Genomic DNA, 24,189 nt, shown 5'->3' on the forward strand with positions numbered 1-24,189 from the left:
TCCATTTAATCATATTTAATAATAATTTTAGAAATAATCTCATCGCAATTCTTTAAAGCATCCTCAGCTGTTTCACCATTACAAATCACATAACCTAGTCTTTCATTACTTGATTTAAATAAATTCTTAATATTATCGCCTTTATTATAATTGATTACTATTTCAGAGAAATAATCAGTATTTAATTCTGGAATTATGACTTCTTTTAAAACCCCTGATACTTGAGGAATATATTTGATTGCAGATCCTTTATCTAAATTTTTTCTTATTTTAAAGATTCTGCCCAAACTAGAAAAAATATTTGCTTTCACCATATTAATTCCAGTCGATAATGGGACAAGATGACTTGTAATACAATCGCCACCTAATCTTAATCCAATTTCTACTATTTTAGGACCATCAGGAGTCAATTTAATTTCAATATGAGAAACCCCTTTTTTATAGCCAATTGCTTCTAAAGATTTCTGAATCAATTCAGCCACTTCTCTATGATAATTCTCGACAAATTTACTTGGCTGAGAATGCCCAATTTCTACAAAATGAGGAGGGCCTGAAGTAACTTTATCAGTCATCGCTATAATATTATTAACGCCGTTGATCATTATAGACTCAACACTAATTTCATTACCAGACATGTATTCTTCAATAAGAATGTAATCAAGCTCAGTCTGTGATATCGTATAATCAAATGCCTTTGATACCTCTTTAATACGTGAATCCCTTTTGATAAAACTAATTCCACGACTTCCAGAATTGTCAGTTGGTTTTAAAATAAAATCTATTCCTTTATTTTGATTCATAAAATCTATTATTTCATAAAAAGTATGTATTTTTCTGAATTTAGGTACTTTTATTCCTGATTCTTGCAGTATAGTTCTCATTTGAAACTTATTATTTGCATTGCGAATAACATTTTCAGAAACAATATTTAATTCTAATTTATCTGAAATTTTTGCCAATACAGTCATAGGTCGATCGGTTGCTGCTGTAACAACTGCAGAAACTTTATACTTTTCTGCTAGACTTAAAACTTCTACATAATCCAATGTACTTACCTGAAAAAAAATGCTTCCTAACTTTCTCCCTGGCGCATTACTATCATAATCAACAACTATGGTGTAAAAGCCATTATTCATTAATTCTTTGATTGTGGGTATTTGTAATTCACCCGCACCCAAAACCAATACTTTTTCCACTAGTATAAAAACACTCTCTTTCTAATTCAAACTTTTTATGACACATTCTCCAATATAACGGACATCTTCTGTTGATAATCCTGTATGCAAAGGTAAAGTAATCTCATTTTTATACATTTCAAAAGCATTAGGAAAATCCTCAATTTTAAAACCCATATTCTTGTATGCTGTCAAAAGAGGTAATGGTTTGTAATGTACGTTTGTAGAAATACCTTTTTTAGCCAAAAAGGCAATCATCTCATTTCTGTCACTTTGATTAACTGATTCAATAATTCTACATAACATCAAATGACCACTTGATTTACAATTATTCATATTATGATTGAGCACTTCAAATGAATTAATATTATGGAAAATTTTATTATATTCATCGATAAGCATTTCTCGTTTTTTTAATATATCATTATACCTTTCTAATTGTACTAAACCCAGAGCGGCTTGTATATCAGTCATATTGCATTTATAAGCTGGAGAAATAATATCATATTCCCATGATCCTAATTGATTTTTGGAAAACGCGTCCTTAGTTTGACCATGTAGGGATAAAACATTGATATTTTGATATATTTTTTTATCAGCTTCAGAACTTAAACTTCTCCATGTTAAAGCTCCACCTTCTGATGTAGTCAAATTTTTTACAGCATGAAAAGAAAAACTTGTAAAGTCGGCTACATTACCAGCTTTTTTTTCTTTGTAAATAGCTCCAAATGAATGAGCTGAATCTGCTAAGATAATAATTCTTCCAAAAAGTCTTTGTATCTCATTATTAGCTTGGAATATAGCTTTTTTTGATTCTACAATTTCAAAAATTTTATCATAATCACACATTACTCCAGCTATATCTACAGGAATAATTACTTTTGTTTGGGGCGTGATAGCCTGTTCTAATTGTTCATAAGATATATGATAAGAGTCCTTATCAGTATCAACTAATACTATTTTAGCACCCACATGATCAATAACACTCGCCGATGCAGTATAAGTATAAGCCGTAGTAATGACTTCATCTCCTGGACCAATACCTAACAATCTCAGACATAACTCCATACTTGCAGTTGCAGAACTTAGACAATTTGTGTTTTGAGTTCCACAGTATTGAGAAATTTTTGTTTCAAATTCTTTAGTCCTTGGTCCTGTTGTTAACCAGCCAGATTTTAGAACTTTAACAACACTTTCAATTTCTTTTTCACTAATATCTGGTGGAGAAAATGGAATACTTTTCATCTTAAACTCCTTAATTATTTATTTGACGCATTAGCAAATTCAACAATTTCTTTTGACAATCGTTGGTCACGTTTTGATAAACTCTTGACAAATTTCATCACCTTATCAAGATCATATCCCTTAATATTTCCAACAAAAATTTTGTCGAATACAGCCTCATCAGTTCTTTCTTTGTCTAGTAATAATTCTTCATATAATTTTTCACCTGGCCGGATACCGGTCTCAATAATCTCTATCTCATCCTCTGTATAACCGCTGAGACGGATCATATTTCTCGCCAACTCAACAATTCTAACAGGTTCACCCATATCAAGAATAAAAATCTCCCCACCTTTCGCAAGAGCCCCTGCTTGAATAACAAGACGACTAGCTTCTGGAATAGTCATAAAATAACGCGTCATCCGAAAATCAGTCACTGTTACAGGTCCACCTTTTTCAATTTGCTCTCTAAATAGTGGAATGACACTTCCTCGAGACCCTAAAACATTTCCAAAACGAACAGCTGAGAATTTCGTACAATTTTCTTCGTTTAATGCTGTTACGATCATTTCTGCAATGCGTTTTGTTGCCCCCATTACATTCGGTGGGTTGTTTGCCTTATCAGTTGAAACCATGACGAAATTTTTGACTTTTGATTTTTTTGCAGCTTCAGCCACATTTTTTGTTCCAAGAACATTATTTTTCAAAGCTTCGCTAGGGTTGTATTCCATTAAAGGAACATGTTTATGAGCAGCAGCATGATAAACAATGGTTGGTTTATAGTCATTCATGATATCAAATATTCGATCTCTATCTTGAATATCCGCAATTAATGGGATAATCTCAGTGATTATATTGTTATGTTTTGTCTTTAATTCACGTTCGATTTGATAAATTGAGTTTTCTCCGTGCCCAAGTAAGAGTAATTTTTTTGGATTGAATTTCATCACTTGTCGACAGATTTCTGAACCAATAGATCCCCCTGCCCCGGTAACAAGAATAACTCGATTAGCTATCTGGTCTTTGATGGAATCAATATCCAGCTGAACTTCATCTCTGCCTAGCAAATCTACGACATCAATTTCTTTCAATCGGGTCATACTTACTTTTCCTGAAGCTATTTCTTCCAGTGAAGGCATTGTATTTACTTTTACATTCAGAGGTTCAATTAGTTTAAATATCTCTCTCAAACGCGTATTAGATAATGAGGGAATCGCAATCGCTATTGCATCGATATCTTTTTTCTCAATTAGCATTGGTAAGTCTTTAATACTACCTAATACTTTTATTCCCGATAAATATGTATGTAGTTTATTTGGATCATCATCAACGAGTCCAACAACTTCAATCTCTCCAGCAGTTATTGAGCCTAAAAAGCTATTACAAAGAATTTGTCCCCCACTTCCAGCACCAACGATTATAGTTTTTTTTATTTTACCATCACCGTTACTATGCTCATTTCTTTTTTCAATAAACATACGCCAACTAATTCGACTTGTAATAATAAAGAAAGTCGAAAAGAAATAGGTCAACATTTGAAACCTCAAACTATAACTGTATCCGGCTATAAAGTTCATGCTTATTGCACCAACAATAATCTGACAAGTAATCGCAAGAAAAATTGCTATCATTTCTTTTAAATTCGTATAACGATTTATCCGTGTAAATACTTTAAAAATAAAACCAAACAATACATATAAAAACAAAGAAACAATCGTATTCGTGATAAAAAATTTAATCGTAATCAAAACTAAGGGATGCATAAATAGATAAGCCCCCAAATTTGCTGATACAATTAATAAAATATCCACGAAAATCAGTATTGCCATTTTTCGCTTTCTTGTAAGATTGAACCCAAACACCACTAAATCCTCCTAAAAATAATTCATCACTTAATAAAAACAATCAAATCTCTTAATTTTCGCGCGTTCAAAATGTGGTGGATGGACCTCATCACCATTCACCAAATCCTTTGCCATCTGCTGCATCTCTTCAACCATTCTCGCTCCACCAATTTTTTGAATTTCTTTATAGGCTTCTTTCATAAGGAAAGTTCGATGTTTTAGATTGTGCGCGTCAGAAGCCACCATGTACAACATATTATGCTTCAACATGCGTTTTGCAGTCTTTTGAATATCTTTTCCAAAAACACCAACAATACTCGGTGCAGTTAATTGCGTAAGCACGCCCATTTGGAGAAATGGGATTATGCGGTTTGGCTCTTTTCGAAAAACCGCATTTCGTTCCGGATGAACGATTACTGGTACATGCCCATTACTCATCAGTTCAAAAAAAAGTTGCTCCGAATACTCTGGCACGTCGCCAGAAGGGAATTCGATCAAAACGTAGGTATTGTCTAGATCAGTAAACAAGATTTCTTGATTCCGAATGTCGTCTAAAAGCGAACCCGTGATCCGTACTTCTTGTCCCTCCAGCAAAGTGAGAGGAATATCATTTTGGTCCAATACACTTTGTAACTCATTAACCCTAGTAATAACCTGTTGAGCAGGATTGAAGTATTTTCCATTATTATGATGTGGGGTACACATTAAATGAGTGATACCTTGACTAACTGCTTTTTCAGCCATTGCGATGCTATCATCTATCGTTTGAGCTCCATCATCGACACCTGGTAAAATATGACTGTGCAAATCTATCAATTTTTCCACCTTCTCGTACTATTTATCTGTACCATAGTAGTAGTAGCCTTGATCATTCGCATCTGTACTACCATTAAATACAGCACCCAATACATTGGCATTCACCATTGACAATAGCTCTCGAGCTTTTTGCAAAGAATCTTTACGAGTGATATTCTCGCGCACCACTAACATGGTACCATCCGCTTTAGAAGCAACAATTTGAGCATCCGTTACCGCTACGATCGGCGGCATATCAAAGATGACAAAATCATAATCGGTTCGAAGCTCTCTCATCAATTGATCCATGCGTGTTGACCCTAATAATTCCGATGGATTAGGTGATTTCGGCCCACTGGTCATTGCATAAAGATTAGGGACCACTGTGCGTTGAACTGCGTCACTAATACTTATATCTGTACTTAAAACATTGCTCAGTCCTACGCCATTATTCAGCATAAAGGTTTTGTGGACAGTTGCTTTCCGCATATCTGCATCAACCAATAAGACGCTTTGCCCTGAATTTGCAAAGACTACAGCAAGGTTCGCTGCTGTCGTTGATTTTCCTTCACCTGGTCCAGAAGACGTAATAACCAATGTCTTGATCTGACGGTCAGCAGATGATGCAAATTGAATATTTGTCCGGATCGTCCGGTACCGTTCTGATACCGGTGAGCTTTTATCTACTAGTGTGATCAAGCTGACAGCTTGAGCCACATCTGATTGTTTCATTCTTTTAGCCATAATTACCTCCTAGACCCTCTTGCGTCTGCGACGATCAAGAGACATTTCTGGATTATTTTTAGGAATTTCTTTTTTATTGATTGTCGGCGCTGGCTCACGGCGAATTTTCGCGTTCAATTCTTTCTGGGTTAACTCTGGAACATTCCCTAAAAGAGTCAAGCCAAACTCATCGGTCAATACTTTACTATCCTTCACTGTACGATCTAATAATTCTAAAAGAATTGCCAAGAAAACACCTAACATCAGGCCAAACAACAATCCTACAGCTAAGGTCAATTTCTTATTTGGAAACACTGGAGCACTATTAGCTACAGCTTGAGAAATAATCGAAATACGATCGACATTCAACACATCTTTTGCATTTGCTTTAAATATCTCAGCTGTCGTGTTTGAGATGTTTGCTGCTTCTCTTGGGCTTTTACTTGTTGCTATAATTGAGAACATTTGAGAGTTCTGATTTTGTTCTACCTTTATTACTTCCTTCAGATCATCAGTACTTAATTTGACTCCATACTCAGAGTTCAACTTCTCAGATACCTCTTTAGTAACCAAATCCCCAGTGATAATATCTTTATATGTATTGATCATCTGCAAGTTTGTGTTGACATCGTTCGCATTTGTCGTTTCTGTCTGCGGCAATGTCACAACCAACTGTGCTTGTGAACTGTATTTGGGCGTTAAAATGAAAAAGGCTAATAGACCTGAAATCAAAAGGCCTACAAGTCCTCCTAACACAATCAACCCCATTCGTTTCCTTAGTAATTCAAATAATTGTTTGATACTGATCGTTTGTTCCATACGCTCCTCAACTTCCCTAAATTTTTACTTTTTATATTCCTTTTAAAATCCCTTTGAATAGCAGAAATAATATATCAAAAAAGAATGATACGAATAGAAATTCTTTAGAAAATTTATCTTCTTTTTTCGACGTTTTTCTAAAGAAAAAGAATTTTTTTCTAAACGGTATTGATTACTGCTACTTTAATTAAATGAAATGTTTTTTAAAAGCATGAATACTTCCGTTACCCACAAAAGAAATTCTTATTGCTTTTTACCAATAATCAATCAAAATAGTTAATCCCATTTTTTGTTTAAAAATTCACTTAGTCGCAATTTAAAATCATTATAACCTATAAGTACACAGTCAACGTTATTATTATAGTTCACACAGTCTGTAATATCAATGACAATTTCATTGCGCATCTTAAAGTTGGAATTATTATTATTTCGATAAATTAACAAAAAAACAATTTATTAAAGCGCTATTTGTTAATTATGTAGTTTTTTTACTAGCCGCATAAAAAAGAAAGGGCTTTAGAAAATTGTTAAACTCCTATAAATAACCAGAATACTATTTTTTGTTACACTTGAAATAAATTTGATAAAAAAAACCTTTCCAGGCCCAATATTTCGAGAATTCTATGCTATTATTCACATCTAGTGGATTCTCCAATTTTATATAACAAGATAAAATAAATTCGTCACTGGTAAAAAATAGGATATAGAGGAATTGGCATTTGTTCCTTTTATTATATTCTCGTGTGGAGCGCTACATTTGTTCACAATATATCTTCAGGGTTAAACACTACTTATCTTTCACTTTGCAACTTCTTAATTTTACATTTACCTTTCAGAATCCAGTTTGCAACACAACATCGTCCACCAATTTCATCAAATTTCTGTATGCTGGTTCTAAGATTCTCTACTCAAATTCATTACACTTGGCAGTACCTACCAGAGCGACTGGACTTTGACTTTTATCAGTTAGATAGATACCCTGCATACACTCCAATACACAAGTGATTACGCAATCACTTGCTTTACTTTATATTTTACTCCCACCTGCAATACTTCATACATTCTGAAAGTTATGCCATAGTTTATAAAGATTAGTCTATAAGAGTCTTGCTAGTGATATGATAGCCTTTCTAAGAATCATATATGGATTGACTACTGATGTTTCAGCAGAATTTCGTAATAAAAAATATGTTTTATATAACTCTTTATTTCATTCATAAAAATGATGGAGACTCACATATAACACATTTTTATGGTATAGTTTGAATTAACGGAGGGAATAATCATGGACTTCTCAACTATTATAAAAATTGTTTTATTCATACTCTTTATCACAACCTGTATTTTTGGAGTTGCTTCTTTCCTTTTAAGAAAGTGGAAATAACGATAGCCAAAAACACCTGCGAAATGCTTACACAGCATTTCGCAGGTGTTTTATTTAGTTTCTAACGAAGCAACAGTCGGATCAACTGTTCTTCATTGTATTCATTAATCAAATCTGAAAACTCTCGAAGTAGTTCGTTTTCTTGGATTCTCTTTCCATCAAAAGAACCTTTGTAGTGCTTGACAATCATCTGAAGCTTGTTAAAGATATTGGCTAGAAAATACCCATCACTGATAAATTGATTCTCTTGATCTGCTTTTAGTTGTTTTATATCTTTCAACAGATCGTTTTTTTTCTCTTGGTACCAAGCTTTTGAAGATTCTCCGCCGATCGATAATTCTGCTCGAAGCAGCGTATCAAAACCCTCCAACAAATTCTCAAACACCTCTGGTTCAATTGAATAAAAATCTTTCGCCTTCAAATATTTTGAAAGATAGCGGAAGGTCTCGGCCAGTTCGGCATTCCCGTTCGGGTACTGCGTTAGTTTGTATCTGGGAGTGAAGATTTTTTTCTCAATCTCTTCTTTTGTCTGTGTTTTGTGCACTTTAACAAGTTTTGTTCCGAAGAGGCGTCTTTTCTTGACCGTATGCTCGCTTGTAAAGAATTTAGGCAGCAGATCATTAATAAGAAAGGCATAGGTATCGGCAACATTATAAGTTGGTCCTGCTTGGATGCCTTCTTGGGAATAATCGATATACTCCCAGACTACATCGACAACTAACTTCTCAGACTCCTTGTTGGATTGTCTATAGTTACCATAAACACTGAATAATTCTCTCCCCTGATCATCATCAACGCCTATGAAATTGGGATCCTCATATGGGATAAAGATATATCCTTGATCGTAAGGTCCGTTGCCTGTTTGATACTTTTGTACATGCGTTCGAATTTGCTCCCATATCTCTACATCGAGTTCCATTAGCTTAAATCTGCGGTAGTCTCCATAATAGGGTTCAAAGGCAAATGATTGCAGCTCTTTCAAAAAATCGGTGATTTTCGCAACATATTTCTTAATGAATGTGTCGATTACTATTCCCAGCTCTTCCACTTCATTTTGATATAAATAGGCGACACTGTTTCTAAATTCAGCAAAATATTGATCCAGATCCTCAAGATAAAGACCAATATATCTTCTCATACCTAGTCGGGCATCTGTCTCCTTGCCAAAATAGAATAAATCCAGTATCTCTTTATGATTCAAGTGTATATCCAGATCCGTCGTCTTCATCAATCTGCCAAACGTGATAGAACAGCTGCCTTCTTGATTAGTTTCAGGAAACTTCGCGTTCAAAGAAACACTTTTATATTTGATATTGATAGAATCCTCTTTCTCGTCAATCAACAACTCTTCTGAAAACATCACGTCTTCCCTAGATATTTCGATATCTCTGCTGATTCGGTCTAAGGTTCCATTGAACAAATAATTGTCAAATTTCTCCATCCGTTCAAAAAAATGATCAGGAAACTCTTTCGCTTCTCTCGATAATAGATTTTTTTTAGGGATATCAAAGACGATCCACTCTTGGTCAGGTGCTAGCTCCTTCAACTTTCCAAAGAGCTGTTCAAATGGATCGACCCAATAAATGTCGTCATGAGCAAGGTCAACATAAAAAAGAAAGGTCAGACACCTCTTCTTTAACCATCGGCGAACTGTCGCAGTCTTAAGACGCAAGGACAGATACTCATCCTGCTCCTCAACACGTTCCAATTCACGATACTGAACATAAAATTCTTTTCTCTCACCGGCTTCATCTGGAGGAAGAACGCAGTAAAAGTCGTTGCCAAAATCTGTATGCATGATATTCACCGTACAGTACTCTGACAAGCGAGTGCCTAGCAATGTTTCGACCTTTGCTCCAATTTTTGGCGAAGCCTCCATTTTTATTAGCATTGATTTTCCACCTCGTCTTAAATTCAACATCTATTAGAAATTATGTATTTTAGAATTGGTCAAAAAAAGACCCTTGTAAATCAAATCATCCTGTGATTATCAACTCTAATGAGACAAAGTTCTTTTTCAGATTAATATTCCTATAAACAAAATAACATCTTTCGTTACTCAAGTAAATGAAAATCAAATATAATCAATTATATATAAGTTGAAACATCTTGTTTTCGACAAATATATAACTAAACAGATAATCAAAAATAGCATAGATTTATTGTCTGTCTAAACACTATCAACAAGTTAAACACCTCAACGACCAAAAATTTGCCCCTTCTCATCACCGTTTTCAGGTACTATTTTTGTCTAGGGGATTTCGGCTTACTTGGTCGATAAAGCTTCGATCGATTCCCATCAGACAATTCCTTCACGGTAACCACAGCCATATGGGGGCTCAGCACGCAGCACTATGTCATTATACTGTTGATTGTAATGACCGCTTCATTTTCTCACCCACTATTTTTTTTCTCAATTATGAAGATTACCAGCAAATAATGCGACTACTCTCTAAAAACTATATGCGTCTAAAAAAACCAAATTCCAAATTTATTTTCATCTTTTTGGATAAAAAACGCAAAATTCTGCAAAAAAGTCATTTACAATAGAATGTCTTTTTGTTTATAATTATTTTAAATAAGAGAGGGTCGTTTTACGTTTTTCTTGATTCACTCTTATCAATTACGAGATTATTTTCTCACTATTAAACAGGAGGGTACATTCATGTCATTAATCGGGAAACAAGTTGAAGCGTTTCAAGCACAAGCTTATCGTCAAGGAAAATTTATCGAGGTTTCTGAAGAAGTATTACGGGGCAAATGGTCCGTTGTTTGTTTCTATCCAGCAGATTTTACCTTTGTTTGTCCAACGGAATTAGAAGATTTACAGGATCAATATGAAAAATTACAAGAGTTAGGTGTTGAGGTTTATTCTTGCTCAACTGATACTCATTTCACCCACAAAGCATGGCACGACACATCAGAAGCGATCGGCAAGATCAACTACACGATGATCGGTGATCCTTCTCATCATATCTCACGCATTTTTGATGTCTTAGACGAAGAAGCTGGTTTGGCTCAGCGGGGAACCTTCATCATTGATCCAGACGGCATCGTTCAAGCGATGGAGATCAACGCAGATGGCATCGGCCGTGATGCAAGCAGCCTGATCGACAAGATCCGCGCAGCGCAATATGTCCGCACGCATCCAGGTGAAGTTTGCCCTGCGAAATGGAAAGAAGACGGCGAAACCTTGAAACCAAGCTTTGACCTAGTTGGGAAAATTTAATGCCTATGTTAGATAACGAGACAAAAGAGCAGTTGAAACAATATCTAGCTTTATTGGAGTCGAAGATCGTCTTTTCCGCAAGCTTGGATGAGTCGGAAGATTCAAAAAAAGTGGAGGATTTCTTAACAGAAGTCGCGGCGATGGATGACAAGATTTTGATCGAAACAAAGAACTTGAAGCGGACACCAAGCTTTGAGATCAATCAAGTTGGCGCGGACGCTAGCGGCATCGTCTTCGCAGGTCTGCCAATGGGGCATGAATTTACCTCATTTATCTTAGCTATGTTACAGGTCGCTGGTCGTGCACCAAAAGTCGATGACGCGGTGATTCAGCAAATCCAATCAATTGATCGCCCATTGTCCTTTGAGACCTATGTCAGTTTGACTTGCCACAATTGTCCAGATGTCGTGCAAGCGTTGAATATCATGGCTGTATTGAATCCTAAGATTTCCCACACCATGATCGAAGGCGGTATGTATCAAGCAGAAGTCGATGCAAAAGAAGTCATGGCTGTGCCAACCGTCTTCTTAAACGACGAAGAATTCGACAGCGGACGGATGACAATCGAACAAATCATTGAAAAAGTCAGCGGTCCACTAAGTGCTGATGAATTCGCCGACAAAGAAACCTTTGATGTGTTAGTGATCGGCGGCGGTCCAGCTGGTGCCAGTTCAGCCATCTATGCGGCACGCAAAGGAATCAAGACTGGAATGGTCGTAGATACCTTTGGCGGACAGGTTTTAGAAACGTTGGGGATCGAAAATGTGATTGGGACGCCTTATGTGGAAGGTCCGCAATTGATGCGTCAGGTAGAGGAACACGTGAAGCAAAACGACGTGGATATCATGAAGGGGCAACGTGCCAAATCGATCCAGAAAAACGATTTGATCGAAGTTGAGCTGGAAAACGGTGCGCAATTAACCGCCAAAACAGCGATCCTTTCAACGGGTGCACGTTGGCGAGCGATCAATGTGCCTGGTGAAAAAGAATTCAAAAATAAAGGGATCGCCTATTGTCCACATTGTGATGGCCCATTGTTCAAGGACAAAGAAGTTGTCGTTATTGGCGGCGGAAACTCAGGGATCGAAGCAGCGATTGATCTTGCCGGCTTAGCCAAACACATCTATGTGTTGGAATTCTTACCAGAATTGAAGGCCGACCAAGTCCTAAAAGAAAAGCTTTATTCATTAACGAACGTCACTGTAATCACCAATGCGGCGACAAAAGAGATCACTGGGTCTTCACATGTCGAAGCGTTGACCTACACGGATCGTGTGACAAATGAAGAACATACCTTGAAGGTCGAAGGCGTCTTCATCCTAATCGGTCTGATGCCAAATACCGAATGGCTGCAAGATACTGTTGCTTTGAGTGATCGTGGCGAAATCTTAGTCGACAAGCATGGTGCAACCAATGTCGAAGGAATCTTCGCAGCAGGCGACTGTACCGACAGTGCCTATAAGCAGATTATTATCTCGATGGGCTCTGGGGCAACTGCCGCGCTTGGCGCCTTTGATCATTTGATTCGTCAGACAGTTAGATAAGCTGCGAAAAACGCAGCTCGCAGCTATCTCGGGATAAAGTAATCATTTTTCTTAAAACCAGAAAAATGATTCGTATTCTCGTTTCGCATACGATTAGGCTAAACTACCTGTTCATTAGCTTGATAAAAAAGCTATATCTACATTTCAAGCTTGATAAGCTGCGAAAAGCCTAACTCGCATAATCCCCATCCGGTTCCTACCAACAAGAGAACCGGATGGGGATTTATCTATATAATGTCTTTAAGCAAGACTTTCTTTTTGCAAATCCATTTTTTGCAGATCCATGTACAGTAGCACTCTGGCCATTTTCTTCGAAGTGACTCTGCGGACTTCCCGCGGAATGAATTGATGAATCTCATCTTCATTATAGCCAACCTGGAATTTGGTTTCATCAAAGATAAGCGGACGTCTTAATAAGCTTGGATATTTTTCAATGATAGCCACCAACTCACTTATACTCAGCTCATCAAAATCGATATCTAGTTTTTCATAGACTTTTGAACGGGTTGAAATAATTTCATCGGTACCAGTTTCCGTCATCGAAAGAATCTCAACGATTTCTTCTTGTGTCAACGGTTCAGACATAATATTTCTTTCTTCAAATTTTAGTCCATTTTCTCTCAGCCAAGCTTTTGCTTTTCGGCATGAAGTACAACTGGATGAGGTATACAATTTAATCATTTTAAAAACACCTTTCTGCTTTATCATTTTTAAGTAACACGAGTTATTCTACACATATTACGATACAGTATTTTTCGGGTGTTGTTAAATTTTCACATACGTAAAATATCAAAAAATGACATTTTATCACTTGGTAAAATATCTTTTTATAACTCCAAATGATATTTAATACAAATAAGGTATACATGCGAAAATAGATTAATTATAGGTTATTCAGGCGTTATTGATATCTTAGTATAGGAAGTTTTATAACAAGTTTAGCATTTCGCTAAATAGATTACTCAATTATTTCCACGATAAAGCAAAAGTTGATTGCATGTTATAATATGCCTTTTTTTATTATTATCACTATCTTTTTTAGCTCTAATGTCTCACAGCTAATGATAGCCGCCTCATCTAATTGATAATCTGAATGGCTACCTGCAGCAGATAATTCCCGCTGTTTTTCTCCGCAATTTCATCGATCAAGTATTCTTCATAAGCGTCCCCAGCGATCGTCAGTCCATTCTCAGCTATATAGTGAAGCAGCTCCTTGTAAAGCGGACCTGTCTCACCATAATCTGCATATATCGTGCCGACAACATACTCTCCAGCGGGCTTTAATTGATACAACGGATAATTTTCCTGTGAAAGACGATAATAATAATGGCTCGGCTTATCCCAGCGTCTTTTCAGCAGATTCTTCTTTGAGACCATCGTCCCAACCGTATAGCCCAGCTGAATCCCCTGCTCCTGACATTTGGCGTAAAAGGCTGGCAGATACGTCCAGCCATCCGTAAGATCATAGTCGTCCGGCAAGATTGGTCCAAGGAAGATATTTTCTGCAGCTTGTTGCTCAATCCTGATCGAAGGTGTTTTACTCATTAAGCCCCTTTGTGTCTGTTGGATGCGGAACTGAATCATTTCCTGAATTTGATGAAGCTTTCGGATCTGTTGATCCAACATCCCCGCCTGCTCCCCTAACAGCTCAATCAGCGTCTCTGGAGACTTCTTATTCAAATACTCTTTGATATCGGACAAGGTCATGCCAGCTTCCCGCAAAGAAACGATCACACTGGCGGTATCAATCTGCCGATACGAATAATAGCGATAGCCGTTCGCTTCGTCTACCCTCTCAGGATGGAGCAGTCCGTGATTATCATAAAAGATCAGCAGCTTCCGAGAAATACCTGAAAGCTTGGAAAATTCACTGATTTTAAGCCATTCTTTCCCCAAAATATCCCAACTCCTCTTGACTGTATAATTGTTATACAGTTTATACTGGGTACTAATTCGAGTCAATACAGATAGAGGAGAAAATAAAGTATGCAGGTGAGCAAGGAAAACAATAAACAGATTTTACGCTATGTCGTACCATCGGTCAGCGCGATGGTGGTATCTTTCACCTACAACATGGTGGATGGGATGTTCGTTGGGCAGGGTGTTGGTACAAGTGCCTTAGCGTCGGTAAATTTAGCGATGCCTTTCACGCAGATCATGACGGGGTTAGCCTCGATGCTGGCAATCGGCGGCGCGACTGCCATGGCGATCTACAAGGGCAAGGAGGATCAGGAACGGGCAAACCAAGTCTTTTTGACCAGTACGCTGCTGGTGATCCTCGCGGGATTACTGATAACAGCGATCGGATTTTTCGTGCCGACACAGATCGCCCGCCTATTTGGCGCGACAGATCTACTGCTGGAGCAAACGGCTGCCTATATCAAATGGTACAGTCTGTTCTCGATCTTTTTCACCGCATCGATCTTAGGCAATGCTTTTGTTAGAAATGATGGCAGTCCCGGACTGGCTTTTTGGGGAATGATCGTCGGGGCTTTCAGTAATATCTTCTTGGATTGGTTGTTCATTTTTCCACTGCAGATGGGGATCAAAGGAGCAGCGATCGCTTCTGGCTTGGGGCAATTGCTTTCTTGCTTAGTTCTGGCAATCCATTTTCTGCGCAAGAAAGGGATTCTGCGGATCGAACGTTTTTCTGTAACCTTCAAGCAATGTCGCGAAGTGATTGTCTGCGGCTTACCGGAATTTGTCATCCAGATCAGTCAGCCGATGACGATCTTTTGCTACAACCTAGTAATCCTGCGTTATCTAGGGGAATCGGGCTTGACGGCCTTTGCTGGTGTAACTTATATGATGGTCATTATGTTAGGTGTCTTCTTTGGAATTTCCCAAGGTTTGCAACCGTTGATTGGGACAAGCTACGGACGCAGAGAGAATCATAAAGTCCATTACTTCTTCCGGGCTGGTCTGCTGATCAACTTGATTCTTTCTACTGTACTTTATAGTATCTATGTTTTGATTGGTCCTTTCGCATTAAAACTATTTATTACAGATCATTCACTGATCCCGTTAGCCTATACCGCCCTGAAATGGTATGGACTCGCGTATATTCCAGCGGCGATCAATATTATCTACATTACTTATTTTCTTTCCATCAGAAAATCAATGCAGGCCTTCTGGATATCCTGTAGTCGTGGACTCGTGCTCAACTGTTTGTTGATCTTTGCCCTGCCGGCATTATTCGGAGCCAAGCTGATTTGGATTCCATTATTAGTCGCAGAATCCCTGACCCTTATCTTCGCGATGCTGTTGAAGAAAAGTAGGAAAGCAAGTAAAGCAGCCGTGGAACAGACCGATGAAAATCTAGCGAATGGTGCTTCTCAGGATAATTGGTCATAAGCATGAAAAGAGAAAAAAGAACCATTTGAAATCGAAGGATTTCAAATGGTTCTTTTAGTGACTTAACTAATAACTGTAACGGTAACTGTCCGACGTCCCCATTGGATACATTGTTCAACGGTTGGGAAATGAACATCCACGATATTTCCTTTGATGGCACCACCGGTATCACCAGCGATGGCAATGCCGTAGCCAGATACTTCCACCATTGAACCTAATGGAATGACACTTGGGTCAACCGCTACAACCTGTGGGTTCTGACGTAAGTCAATGCCCATCGCTGTAAAGAATGTGTTGACTGATTCCGCACATGAATACCCAGTTGATTCCATTTGCATCGTACGACCAGATGTCGTCGGCGTGCTTGGTGCTGGCTGCGCGGGTTCTGTTTTTGCTGGTTCACTAGTTGTTGTTGATTGTTGCTGTGAACTTGAAGCAGATGACGCAGGTTTTGACGCTTGAGCAGAAGCTGCTGCTTCGGCTTTCGCTTTTTCCTGTGCTTGTGCTGCTGCAGCCTGCGAAGCTTTTTCTGCTTCCGCCGCTTTAGCAGACTCAGCTGCTTTCGCTTCTTTTTCGGCTTTTTCCGCTTGTGCTTTAGCAGCAGCTTGGCGGGCCTTCTCGACTTCTTTATCTTGACTGATTTTTTCTAAGCTGGTCTTGTTATCGGCTAGCTCTTGCTTTAAGTTGGCCATCTTCTCATCTAGCTTAGAGCTTTCAGCTTCCAGCTTTTGACTATCTTGTTTTAATTGGGCTTGTGTTTTTTCTTGGGTTGCTTTCAGCTCAGTTAGCTTGTCTTTGGCTTCGCCTAGACTAGCAACTTTTGTTTTCTCGGCATTTTGGATGACAGACATCGCAAACGCGCGATTTAAAAACTCACCTAAATCTTTTGCCTCTAACAATGCGTTGATCGAACGATCGGTAGCTCCGCTGACTTGGGCCGTTTTCATCCGTTCAGCGATCGCTTCTTTACGCTGCTGGATCTTCTGTTCTGTTGCGGTGATGTCAGCCTTGGTCTTTTCTAAGGTTGCTTCATTTTCGCTGATCTTTGTACGAATGACGTTCACTTCTTGATATTTCTCATTAACATCATTCAGCGCAATCTGCAGCTCTCCGCTGATTTTATCGCTTTGGCGAGCAATTGCGGATTCTTTTTTATCTAGTTCATTCAGTGACTCTGCATGTGCAAAGACTGGTAAAAGTACGTTAGCACCCAACAATAGCGTGGCAACGAACCCAAACGTTTGCTTTCTCACTTAAAAAGTCCACCTTTCTCTTTGTCCTTCGCTATTATATAAGAAAAAAGGGGGCTTATTGTTTCAGCAATATTACATTTCATTACAAAACGAAGAATGTTTTAGTAACATTTGTTTTATTTTCCTTAAAACCTTTAAAAAGGTAGTCTCAGGAAGCATTGAAAGCAGTAATTCTTGTCATATTTTTGTAATATTATTTTTTCCGCAGTTCTTTCGATAACTGGCGAATCTCTGCTAATGGACTTTTTATTTCTTTAGATTTCATATTTGGAAAGCTGTTTAAGAACCGGCGTTCTTGGAAATTCAGCTTCGGCAGCTGCTTACGCCATTCAGGCTGCTCTTTGAGTTCTGTCATCCAGCTTTGACGACGTTCTTCCGCGGCAACTCTCAGTTCCCCAAGATCCTCCTGCAATTGTTCCTTCTTGTCTTGGATCGTAGCACTCATCTTGTTCATCGCCTGACGCAGTGATGCCAAGTTTGCTAGAGTGAATCCAAGGTCAAAGCTCGTTACCATCAGCAAAATCATCGGTAAGAACATCCCAAAGCGCTGCTGCCAGCCCATGACTAAATTCATCAGGTACGGATTCAAGATACGAACGATAAAGACACAGGCGATGCCCCAAAAGATTGATACTGGAACGGCGACCCGTCCGTTGATATTTAGCGGAACGTCTTTATAATCCCACAAGGTTAAATGAAAGATTTTTTCCAACAGAAAGCTGGTCAAGTATTCCAGCGCGGTCACCAACAGCAGCGCCAAAATAAACAATAGTGCAATATTCTGCTGGTAGGGTTCAATCAAATAGAGCACCCCAACGACACCAAAACCATAGATTGGTGTGATCGGTCCTAAGAGGAATCCCCGATATACAAAATGTTTGGCTTTGATCGAGCAATAGACCGTCTCCCATAACCAGCCGATAAATGAATAGCAAAAAAATAATAGCACAACAATGGTAAATATTTTTTCCATTTTCTCCCTCCACCTATAAAATTTGAAAGCTTCGTGAATACAAAAGCATGGACTTAATTATTCCATGGATGGCGTGAAAATGCCAGTTTCAAGATGAGCCTCCAAACAATCACTGAATCTTTGCTTCGGAGATCGTTTTACCGGTCCAGTTTTTGAATGATCTGGCAAAGGAACTCGATTTCATATAGCCTAATAAATAGGTGACAACAAGCGTCGGTAGGATTGGATTGTTGGAAAGAAGATGGATGGCTTTGCTCCGATTTCGATAGGGAAGCATGACAAATGACGCTAAATACAGTGTAAACGGCGCTAGCTCTAACAGCCGCTAGATAAATGAAAAAAGCATTATTTTTTTAGAATATTCGCAATTAGCGCTTGTTTTTGATACCTTCTCGTTTTATCATTTTTATAAAGAAAACGTTTTATTTACGTGATTATCGTTACTATATTCTTGTCTTTAGTGAGAACATAATGCATTTTAGCTAAATAAAGATTATAGATTAATTATTTCAGTGAATTGGGATCGTCCTTTTGCAAAAGAAGGTTGTTAGTGAAGCCAACTATTATTCGAAGAAAGCATTCTGTTGAGGGGGAATGACGATGGATTTTCGAACAGTTCTAGGAATCAGCAACATGAGGCGCTTGTTACTATTGGAGCTTTTGTATTATCAGCGGGAGGGATTATCCAGCGATCAATTAATCAGCAAGCTTAATTGTTCACTGCCTATTTTGTTGAATGATATTGAGATTATCAATTCAGAAAAACCGAGTGTTCAAATTGTAAAAGTCAAAGGCATTTATCGAATCATCGTAGATAAATCATTAAGCTTAGGCAATCTATATGGTGATTTTTTAAGGCTGTGTCCCGAATTTCAAATCATTGAAGAGCTTCTATATGAAGAATGCGAAAGTATCACCGCGCTATCCAAAAAATTATATATCAGTTCCTCTAACACGCAGCGCTATTTAAAAAAGATTGAGGAAACTTTGACCGAAGCAGGAATGGAGCTCAACTATCGTCCGTTGCGGATCGAAGGAAACGAAGGAGAGATTCGAAACTTTTATTATCGCTTTTACAGCGAAAGACAAAGTTCCTTCGAGAGTACCCTTCCGAAGCTGCCATCTAACCACTTTTACATCCTTGAAGAATATATCGAAGATTTTGTGAAGGTGAATAACATCCATGAAAAATATGTATTTCAAAAACGGCTAATCTATAATATGTACATTAGTTTTTGGCGGATAAAAAGCGGCCATCCTTTTCCTAAGGAGGAGCTAAGAACGGATGGTATCGTACTGCCGATGGGGCTTTCCTATAAAAAATTGAAGAAAGCCGTCAGAGAAGGGGTGAATCTGGAGCTGACACCAGATATGCTGCGAGATACGCTCTGGCTGACCTTCTCAGATGCGATCGTCTTCAGTATCCAACACCGAAACTTAGCGATGACCGATAATCCAAAGTATCGAAGACTCTTTATACAACATTTTTCCTTAGTGGATGAGTTCAATCAAATGCTCGGAAAAAAACTAATGAAGCAGGATCGAATTAACCTGGCTACCGTTTTATCCAATGATTTTTACTTATGTGATCCAAATGGAAAATACTTAGGTGTATTGTGGCGCAATCGCTCCGTCTTCGTCGAACATGCCACCAAAGTATACAGTAGAGGGGTCCAAAAAGTTCGAGAACTGGTTGAACGTTTTGTTGATAAATACAACATGTATCAAGAGGACGATTATATTCAAAACTACGTATATTTATTGATTACCACCGAGGTATACAGCTTGGAATGGTTAGCCAGTCAAGACCAGTTACTGAAGATCTTGTTACTGTCAGATTTGTCGCCAACGGAAGAAACCTTCTTAGCAAAACAAATCTTTGAGAGTGTTTATGGTAACTTCACGATCACTCATTTTGAACAATTATCCGGCGGTATCCCGAATCTGAAGGAAGAACTGAAAAATTATGACTGTTTGATCACCACAGGCTCCTCGGAAGGGTTACCGAAAGACTATCCGGTCGTTGTGATCGACCCCTTCATCACTGATCAGAGCAGACATTTCATCCAAGAAACCATCAGTGAGCTTTCCAGCAAAGGTGAGTTGGATAAAACTGAATAATCAAAGAGTGGCAGAAAAAGCTTCTGTCACTCTTTTTATGTTCAGGAAAAAATTTCGAGTATATGTTTCGGTGTTGTTTGACAAGTAAGTTACAATAGAAGCGATCCTATTCTGCTGATTATTTACTTTATATATTGGAGGAACTTATATGTTTCAGCTTTTACGTCATGCCAAAGATTATCGGAAACAGATTATCCTTGGCCCGTTTTTCAAATTTTTAGAAGCCGTCTTCGAACTGATCCTGCCCCTATTCATGGCGCGATTGGTCGATGAAGGAATCGCCCATCACGATCAAGGGAAAGTCATTGAGATGGCAGTGGCGATGCTGGGACTATCCATCGTTGGATTGCTTTGCGCCCTAGTCTGTCAATACTACGCGTCAATTGCTTCACAGGGCTTCGGTACCGTTTTGCGCAATCGCTTAATGGAAAAAATTAACAGCTTTTCCCATAAGGAATTGAATCGTTTCGGCACAGACACGCTAATCACCCGTATGACCAATGACATCAATCAAATGCAGGTGGCCTTGGCGATGCTGATTCGTTTAGTCGTTCGCGCACCCTTCTTGAGTATCGGATCGGTCATCATGGCCTTTTATATTGATTGGCAAATGGGCCTGATTTTCTTGATCCTGCTGCCGCTATTTTGTTTGATTCTCTTTTTGATCATTCACTATTCAGTCCCGCTATACAAAAAAATCCAACAAAAGCTCGATCAGTTGAATCAGCTGGTGACTCAGAATTTAAGTGGGGTACGGGTTATTCGCGCCTTCGCTCGAACGAAAACAGAAACTGCACACTTTAATGAAGAAACTGAGGAAATCTCTCGTTTAAATCAACGTGTGGCGAATATTTCCGCATTACTCTCCCCTAGCACGACCCTGATTATGAATGCGGGTGTGGTTGCTTTGCTTTATTTTGGAGGTTTTAAAGTCAATCTTGGACATTTGGAGCAAGGGCAAGTCTTGGCTTTGATCAACTATATGAACCAAATGCTCTTAGCGTTAATCGTCGTTTCCAATCTAGTGGTGCTCTTCACTCGGGCAGCAGCTTCTGCCAATCGGATCAATGAAGTTTTCGCGACAGATACGACGTTAGTCGATGATGGTACGATTGAACAAGCGGACGAACAAGCTGTTTTAATTGATTTTGATCATGTCGATTTTCGTTATACAGAAAAATCAGGGCTTGCCTTACAGGATGTTTCCTTTACTTTAGCGGAAAACAAGGTGCTTGGAATTACTGGGGCAACAGGTAGCGGAAAATCAACCCTGATCAGCTTGATCCCACGTTTTTACGATGCTACAAAAGGAACCGTCAGCTTTGCCGGTAGCAATGTTAAAGCTTGGGCATTAGACAGCTTACGCTCTGAAATCGCGATCGTACCGCAAACAGCAGTCTTATTCAGCGGAACGATCCGTGAAAATCTGCAATGGGGCAAAGCCGACGCAACAGATGAAGAATGCTGGGAAGCCTTAGCCATCGCTCAAGCCAGTGAATTCGTTGAAACCTTGCCGAAGGGCTTGGACACAGCAATCTTTGAAAACGGAAAGAACTTCTCTGGCGGACAGCGTCAACGTTTGACCATCGCCCGAGCATTGATCCGTAAACCAAAATTACTGATCTTGGATGACTCCTTATCCGCCTTGGATTATCAAACCGACTTAGATTTACGCCAAGCGCTAAAACGCGATCTCGATTGCGGTGTGATCATTATTTCGCAACGTCTGCGCTCGATCCAAGACGCTGAGACCATTCTATTAATGGACAATGGAAAAATTGCAGCCCAGGGAAAACATGACGCGTTACTTCAAGAATCTGAACTCTATCAAGAGCTGGTCAACTCTCAAGCGGAAGGCGGTGCTGATCAATGATTAAGAAGAAGAGCTTTTTCCGCTCATTAAAATTGTTCATCCCTTATCTCGCTGCTTATCCAAAGGAATTGATTGCGGCGATTATTTTAGGAATCGCCAGCGGGATTACTTCCGTATTAATGACCTACTATATCGGTGCCGCTGTCGATCAGATGGTCAATCAAGGAGCCGTTGATTTTCCGCGACTCTTCCAGATTCTTCAATTATTTATTGGAATCTTCTTAGTAACGGTCGTCAGCCAATACTTCATTCAACGTTTGGGAAATACCGTCGCTTTCGACTCAGTCGCTAAGCTGCGGGAAGAAACCTTTACCCATTTGAACAAGCTGCCTTTAAGCTATTACGACCAAAGCTCAAAAGGCGATATCGTCAGCCGCTTTACGAATGACATGGACAATATCTCTACCGCGATCTCTGCGGTCTTCAATCAGGTATTCTCCGGCATGACCGTCGTTTTAGTCGCGTTAGTTTTTATGTTGTATCTCAGTCCGACGCTGACACTGGTCGTACTGGTAGCAACACCGATCATCTTTTTGATCACCTATATCGTGGCTCGGACTTCGCAGCAATACTTTACCAGCCAGCAGCAATTAGTTGGTTCAATCTCGGGATTCATTACGGAAATGGTTGGCAATCAAAAAATTGTCAAAGCCTTCCAACGTGAAAATCAAAACCAAACGAACTTTGAAGCCTTGAACCAAGAGCTCTATGTTCGAGGACAAAAAGCACAATTTGCTTCTTCATTAACCAACCCATCTTCACGCTTTGTTGACCATCTCGCTTATTTGATGGTTGGCCTCGTGGGTGGATTACTAGCATTGAAAACTGACAGCGGAGTAACGATTGGGATTATTTCCAGCTTTACAATCTATTCCAGCCAGTTTACGAAGCCCTTTATTGAATTGTCTGGGATTACAATCCAGATTCAAACGGCCATCGCCGGTCTTGATCGGTCCTTTGAATTACTGAAGGAGCCCATTGAGCAAGCCGATGATCCAGACGCCATCACCTTAGCTGAGGCAAAAGGAAAAGTTGTTTTCGAACATGTGGATTTTGCTTATCAAAAAGATCAGCCGTTAATCGAGGACTTTAACCTAACCGTCGAACCAGGCGAAACCATCGCCATTGTCGGCAAGACCGGTGCTGGAAAATCAACCTTGGTCAATCTTTTGATGCGCTTCTATGAAGTCGATAAAGGTAAGATCACGATTGATGGCACAGATATTCGCCATTTGACTCGCGATAGTCTCCGGCAGCAATTCGGAATGGTATTGCAGGAAACGTGGTTGATGGACAGCAGTCTAAGAGCCAATCTGCGTTATGGTCGCAAATCAGCCACTGATGAAGAAATCTACGGGGCATTAAAAGATGCCTATATGTATGATTTTGTGATGCGTTTGCCAGATAAACTAGATACAATCGTCGGTGAAGCTGGCATCAAGCTTTCAGACGGGCAACGGCAATTGTTGACGATCGCCCGTACCATGATCAGTCAGCCATCAATGCTGATCCTCGATGAAGCAACCAGTTCCGTCGATACCTTGACCGAACAAAAAATCCAAAGTGCCTTTCTAGCCATGATGGCGAACCATACTAGCTTTGTGATCGCCCATCGTCTATCAACGATCCAAAACGCCGATCAGATTCTTGTTCTTGATCACGGACATATCTTGGAAGTCGGTAATCACCAAGAGCTGTTACAAAAAGATGGGTTTTATAAGAAATTATATGAGGCACAGTTCTCACAGAGCTAAGTTTCTAGACAAATCATTTTAGATCAGATTTTTTCATTAATCACACTAAGAAAGACCGTGGAATGAGCTCCCCCCTCCATCTTCTTTCTTAGTATTTTTTTGTTTTTATTGATCACACATAAAA

The 24,189-nt window shown here is 39.0% G+C and carries 17 protein-coding genes; 6 read left to right on the top strand and 11 right to left on the bottom strand.

Annotated elements, in window-relative coordinates; all coding sequences use genetic code 11:
* Positions 1 to 5: 5 nt before the first annotated feature.
* The 7 genes from AC4J95_RS04090 to AC4J95_RS04120 form a co-directional block, all read right to left on the bottom strand.
* Entirely contained in the window at positions 6 to 1,196 is a 1,191-nt protein-coding gene (locus AC4J95_RS04090) for an ATP-grasp domain-containing protein (protein WP_494548718.1), read from the bottom strand.
* Positions 1,197 to 1,217: 21 nt separating this feature from the next.
* On the bottom strand, positions 1,218 to 2,420 hold the full coding sequence (locus AC4J95_RS04095; RefSeq protein WP_494548719.1) for a DegT/DnrJ/EryC1/StrS family aminotransferase: 1,203 nt from the start codon (positions 2,418 to 2,420) through the stop codon (positions 1,218 to 1,220).
* Positions 2,421 to 2,434: 14 nt separating this feature from the next.
* On the bottom strand, positions 2,435 to 4,228 hold the full coding sequence (locus AC4J95_RS04100) for a polysaccharide biosynthesis protein (protein WP_494548743.1): 1,794 nt from the start codon (positions 4,226 to 4,228) through the stop codon (positions 2,435 to 2,437).
* 63 nt (positions 4,229 to 4,291) lie between these two features.
* Positions 4,292 to 5,059 (bottom strand): tyrosine-protein phosphatase, encoded by a 768-nt coding sequence (locus tag AC4J95_RS04105; RefSeq protein ID WP_494548720.1) that lies wholly within the window; start codon positions 5,057 to 5,059, stop codon positions 4,292 to 4,294.
* Positions 5,060 to 5,077: 18 nt separating this feature from the next.
* The gene (locus AC4J95_RS04110) at positions 5,078 to 5,782 is read right to left on the bottom strand and encodes a CpsD/CapB family tyrosine-protein kinase (protein ID WP_494548721.1); all 705 of its coding nucleotides are present in this window, start codon (positions 5,780 to 5,782) and stop codon (positions 5,078 to 5,080) included.
* Positions 5,783 to 5,791: 9 nt separating this feature from the next.
* Entirely contained in the window at positions 5,792 to 6,580 is a 789-nt protein-coding gene (locus AC4J95_RS04115) for a YveK family protein (protein ID WP_494548722.1), read from the bottom strand.
* A gap of 1,445 nt (positions 6,581 to 8,025) precedes the next feature.
* On the bottom strand, positions 8,026 to 9,855 hold the full coding sequence (locus AC4J95_RS04120) for a DUF4365 domain-containing protein (RefSeq protein WP_494548723.1): 1,830 nt from the start codon (positions 9,853 to 9,855) through the stop codon (positions 8,026 to 8,028).
* 774 nt (positions 9,856 to 10,629) lie between these two features.
* Here AC4J95_RS04120 and ahpC point away from each other — a divergent pair.
* Positions 10,630 to 11,193, top strand: coding sequence for an alkyl hydroperoxide reductase subunit C (gene ahpC, locus AC4J95_RS04125; RefSeq protein ID WP_494548724.1), 564 nt, complete (start codon positions 10,630 to 10,632; stop codon positions 11,191 to 11,193).
* Between the two features lie 5 nt (positions 11,194 to 11,198).
* A complete protein-coding gene (ahpF, locus tag AC4J95_RS04130) occupies positions 11,199 to 12,737 on the top strand; it encodes an alkyl hydroperoxide reductase subunit F (RefSeq protein WP_494548744.1) in 1,539 nt (512 codons plus the stop codon).
* A 240-nt stretch (positions 12,738 to 12,977) separates the two neighbouring features.
* Here the strand turns inward: ahpF and spx are convergent, their stop codons facing one another.
* Both spx and AC4J95_RS04140 read right to left on the bottom strand, forming a co-directional pair.
* Positions 12,978 to 13,418, bottom strand: coding sequence for a transcriptional regulator Spx (gene spx, locus AC4J95_RS04135; RefSeq protein ID WP_494548725.1), 441 nt, complete (start codon positions 13,416 to 13,418; stop codon positions 12,978 to 12,980).
* 396 nt (positions 13,419 to 13,814) lie between these two features.
* A complete protein-coding gene (locus AC4J95_RS04140) occupies positions 13,815 to 14,633 on the bottom strand; it encodes a MerR family transcriptional regulator (protein WP_494548726.1) in 819 nt (272 codons plus the stop codon).
* Positions 14,634 to 14,723: 90 nt separating this feature from the next.
* Between AC4J95_RS04140 and AC4J95_RS04145 the strand changes: the two genes are divergently transcribed.
* Positions 14,724 to 16,091 carry an MATE family efflux transporter gene (locus tag AC4J95_RS04145; RefSeq protein ID WP_494548727.1) on the top strand — a complete coding sequence of 456 codons (1,368 nt, stop codon included), beginning with the start codon at positions 14,724 to 14,726 and terminating at the stop codon, positions 16,089 to 16,091.
* A gap of 62 nt (positions 16,092 to 16,153) precedes the next feature.
* Here the strand turns inward: AC4J95_RS04145 and AC4J95_RS04150 are convergent, their stop codons facing one another.
* Both AC4J95_RS04150 and AC4J95_RS04155 read right to left on the bottom strand, forming a co-directional pair.
* Positions 16,154 to 17,344, bottom strand: coding sequence for a 3D domain-containing protein (locus tag AC4J95_RS04150; RefSeq protein WP_494548728.1), 1,191 nt, complete (start codon positions 17,342 to 17,344; stop codon positions 16,154 to 16,156).
* Positions 17,345 to 17,537: 193 nt separating this feature from the next.
* Positions 17,538 to 18,317 carry a putative ABC transporter permease gene (locus AC4J95_RS04155; protein ID WP_494548729.1) on the bottom strand — a complete coding sequence of 260 codons (780 nt, stop codon included), beginning with the start codon at positions 18,315 to 18,317 and terminating at the stop codon, positions 17,538 to 17,540.
* 600 nt (positions 18,318 to 18,917) lie between these two features.
* On the opposite strand from AC4J95_RS04155, the gene AC4J95_RS04160 reads away from it, so the two are divergent.
* The 3 genes from AC4J95_RS04160 (at position 18,918) to AC4J95_RS04170 (ending at position 24,065) form a co-directional block, all read left to right on the top strand.
* Complete coding sequence (locus tag AC4J95_RS04160) at positions 18,918 to 20,438, top strand: AcpB/EbpR/MafR family transcriptional regulator (RefSeq protein WP_494548730.1); 1,521 nt, start codon at positions 18,918 to 18,920, stop codon at positions 20,436 to 20,438.
* A gap of 148 nt (positions 20,439 to 20,586) precedes the next feature.
* Positions 20,587 to 22,311, top strand: coding sequence for an ABC transporter ATP-binding protein (locus AC4J95_RS04165; RefSeq protein ID WP_494548731.1), 1,725 nt, complete (start codon positions 20,587 to 20,589; stop codon positions 22,309 to 22,311).
* On the top strand, positions 22,308 to 24,065 hold the full coding sequence (locus tag AC4J95_RS04170) for an ABC transporter ATP-binding protein (RefSeq protein WP_494548732.1): 1,758 nt from the start codon (positions 22,308 to 22,310) through the stop codon (positions 24,063 to 24,065). The genes AC4J95_RS04165 and AC4J95_RS04170 overlap by 4 nt, the downstream gene beginning before the upstream one ends.
* The last annotated feature ends 124 nt before the right edge of the window (positions 24,066 to 24,189 follow it).

The sequence above is a fragment of the Enterococcus sp. GPZ-007 genome (assembly GCF_059374735.1).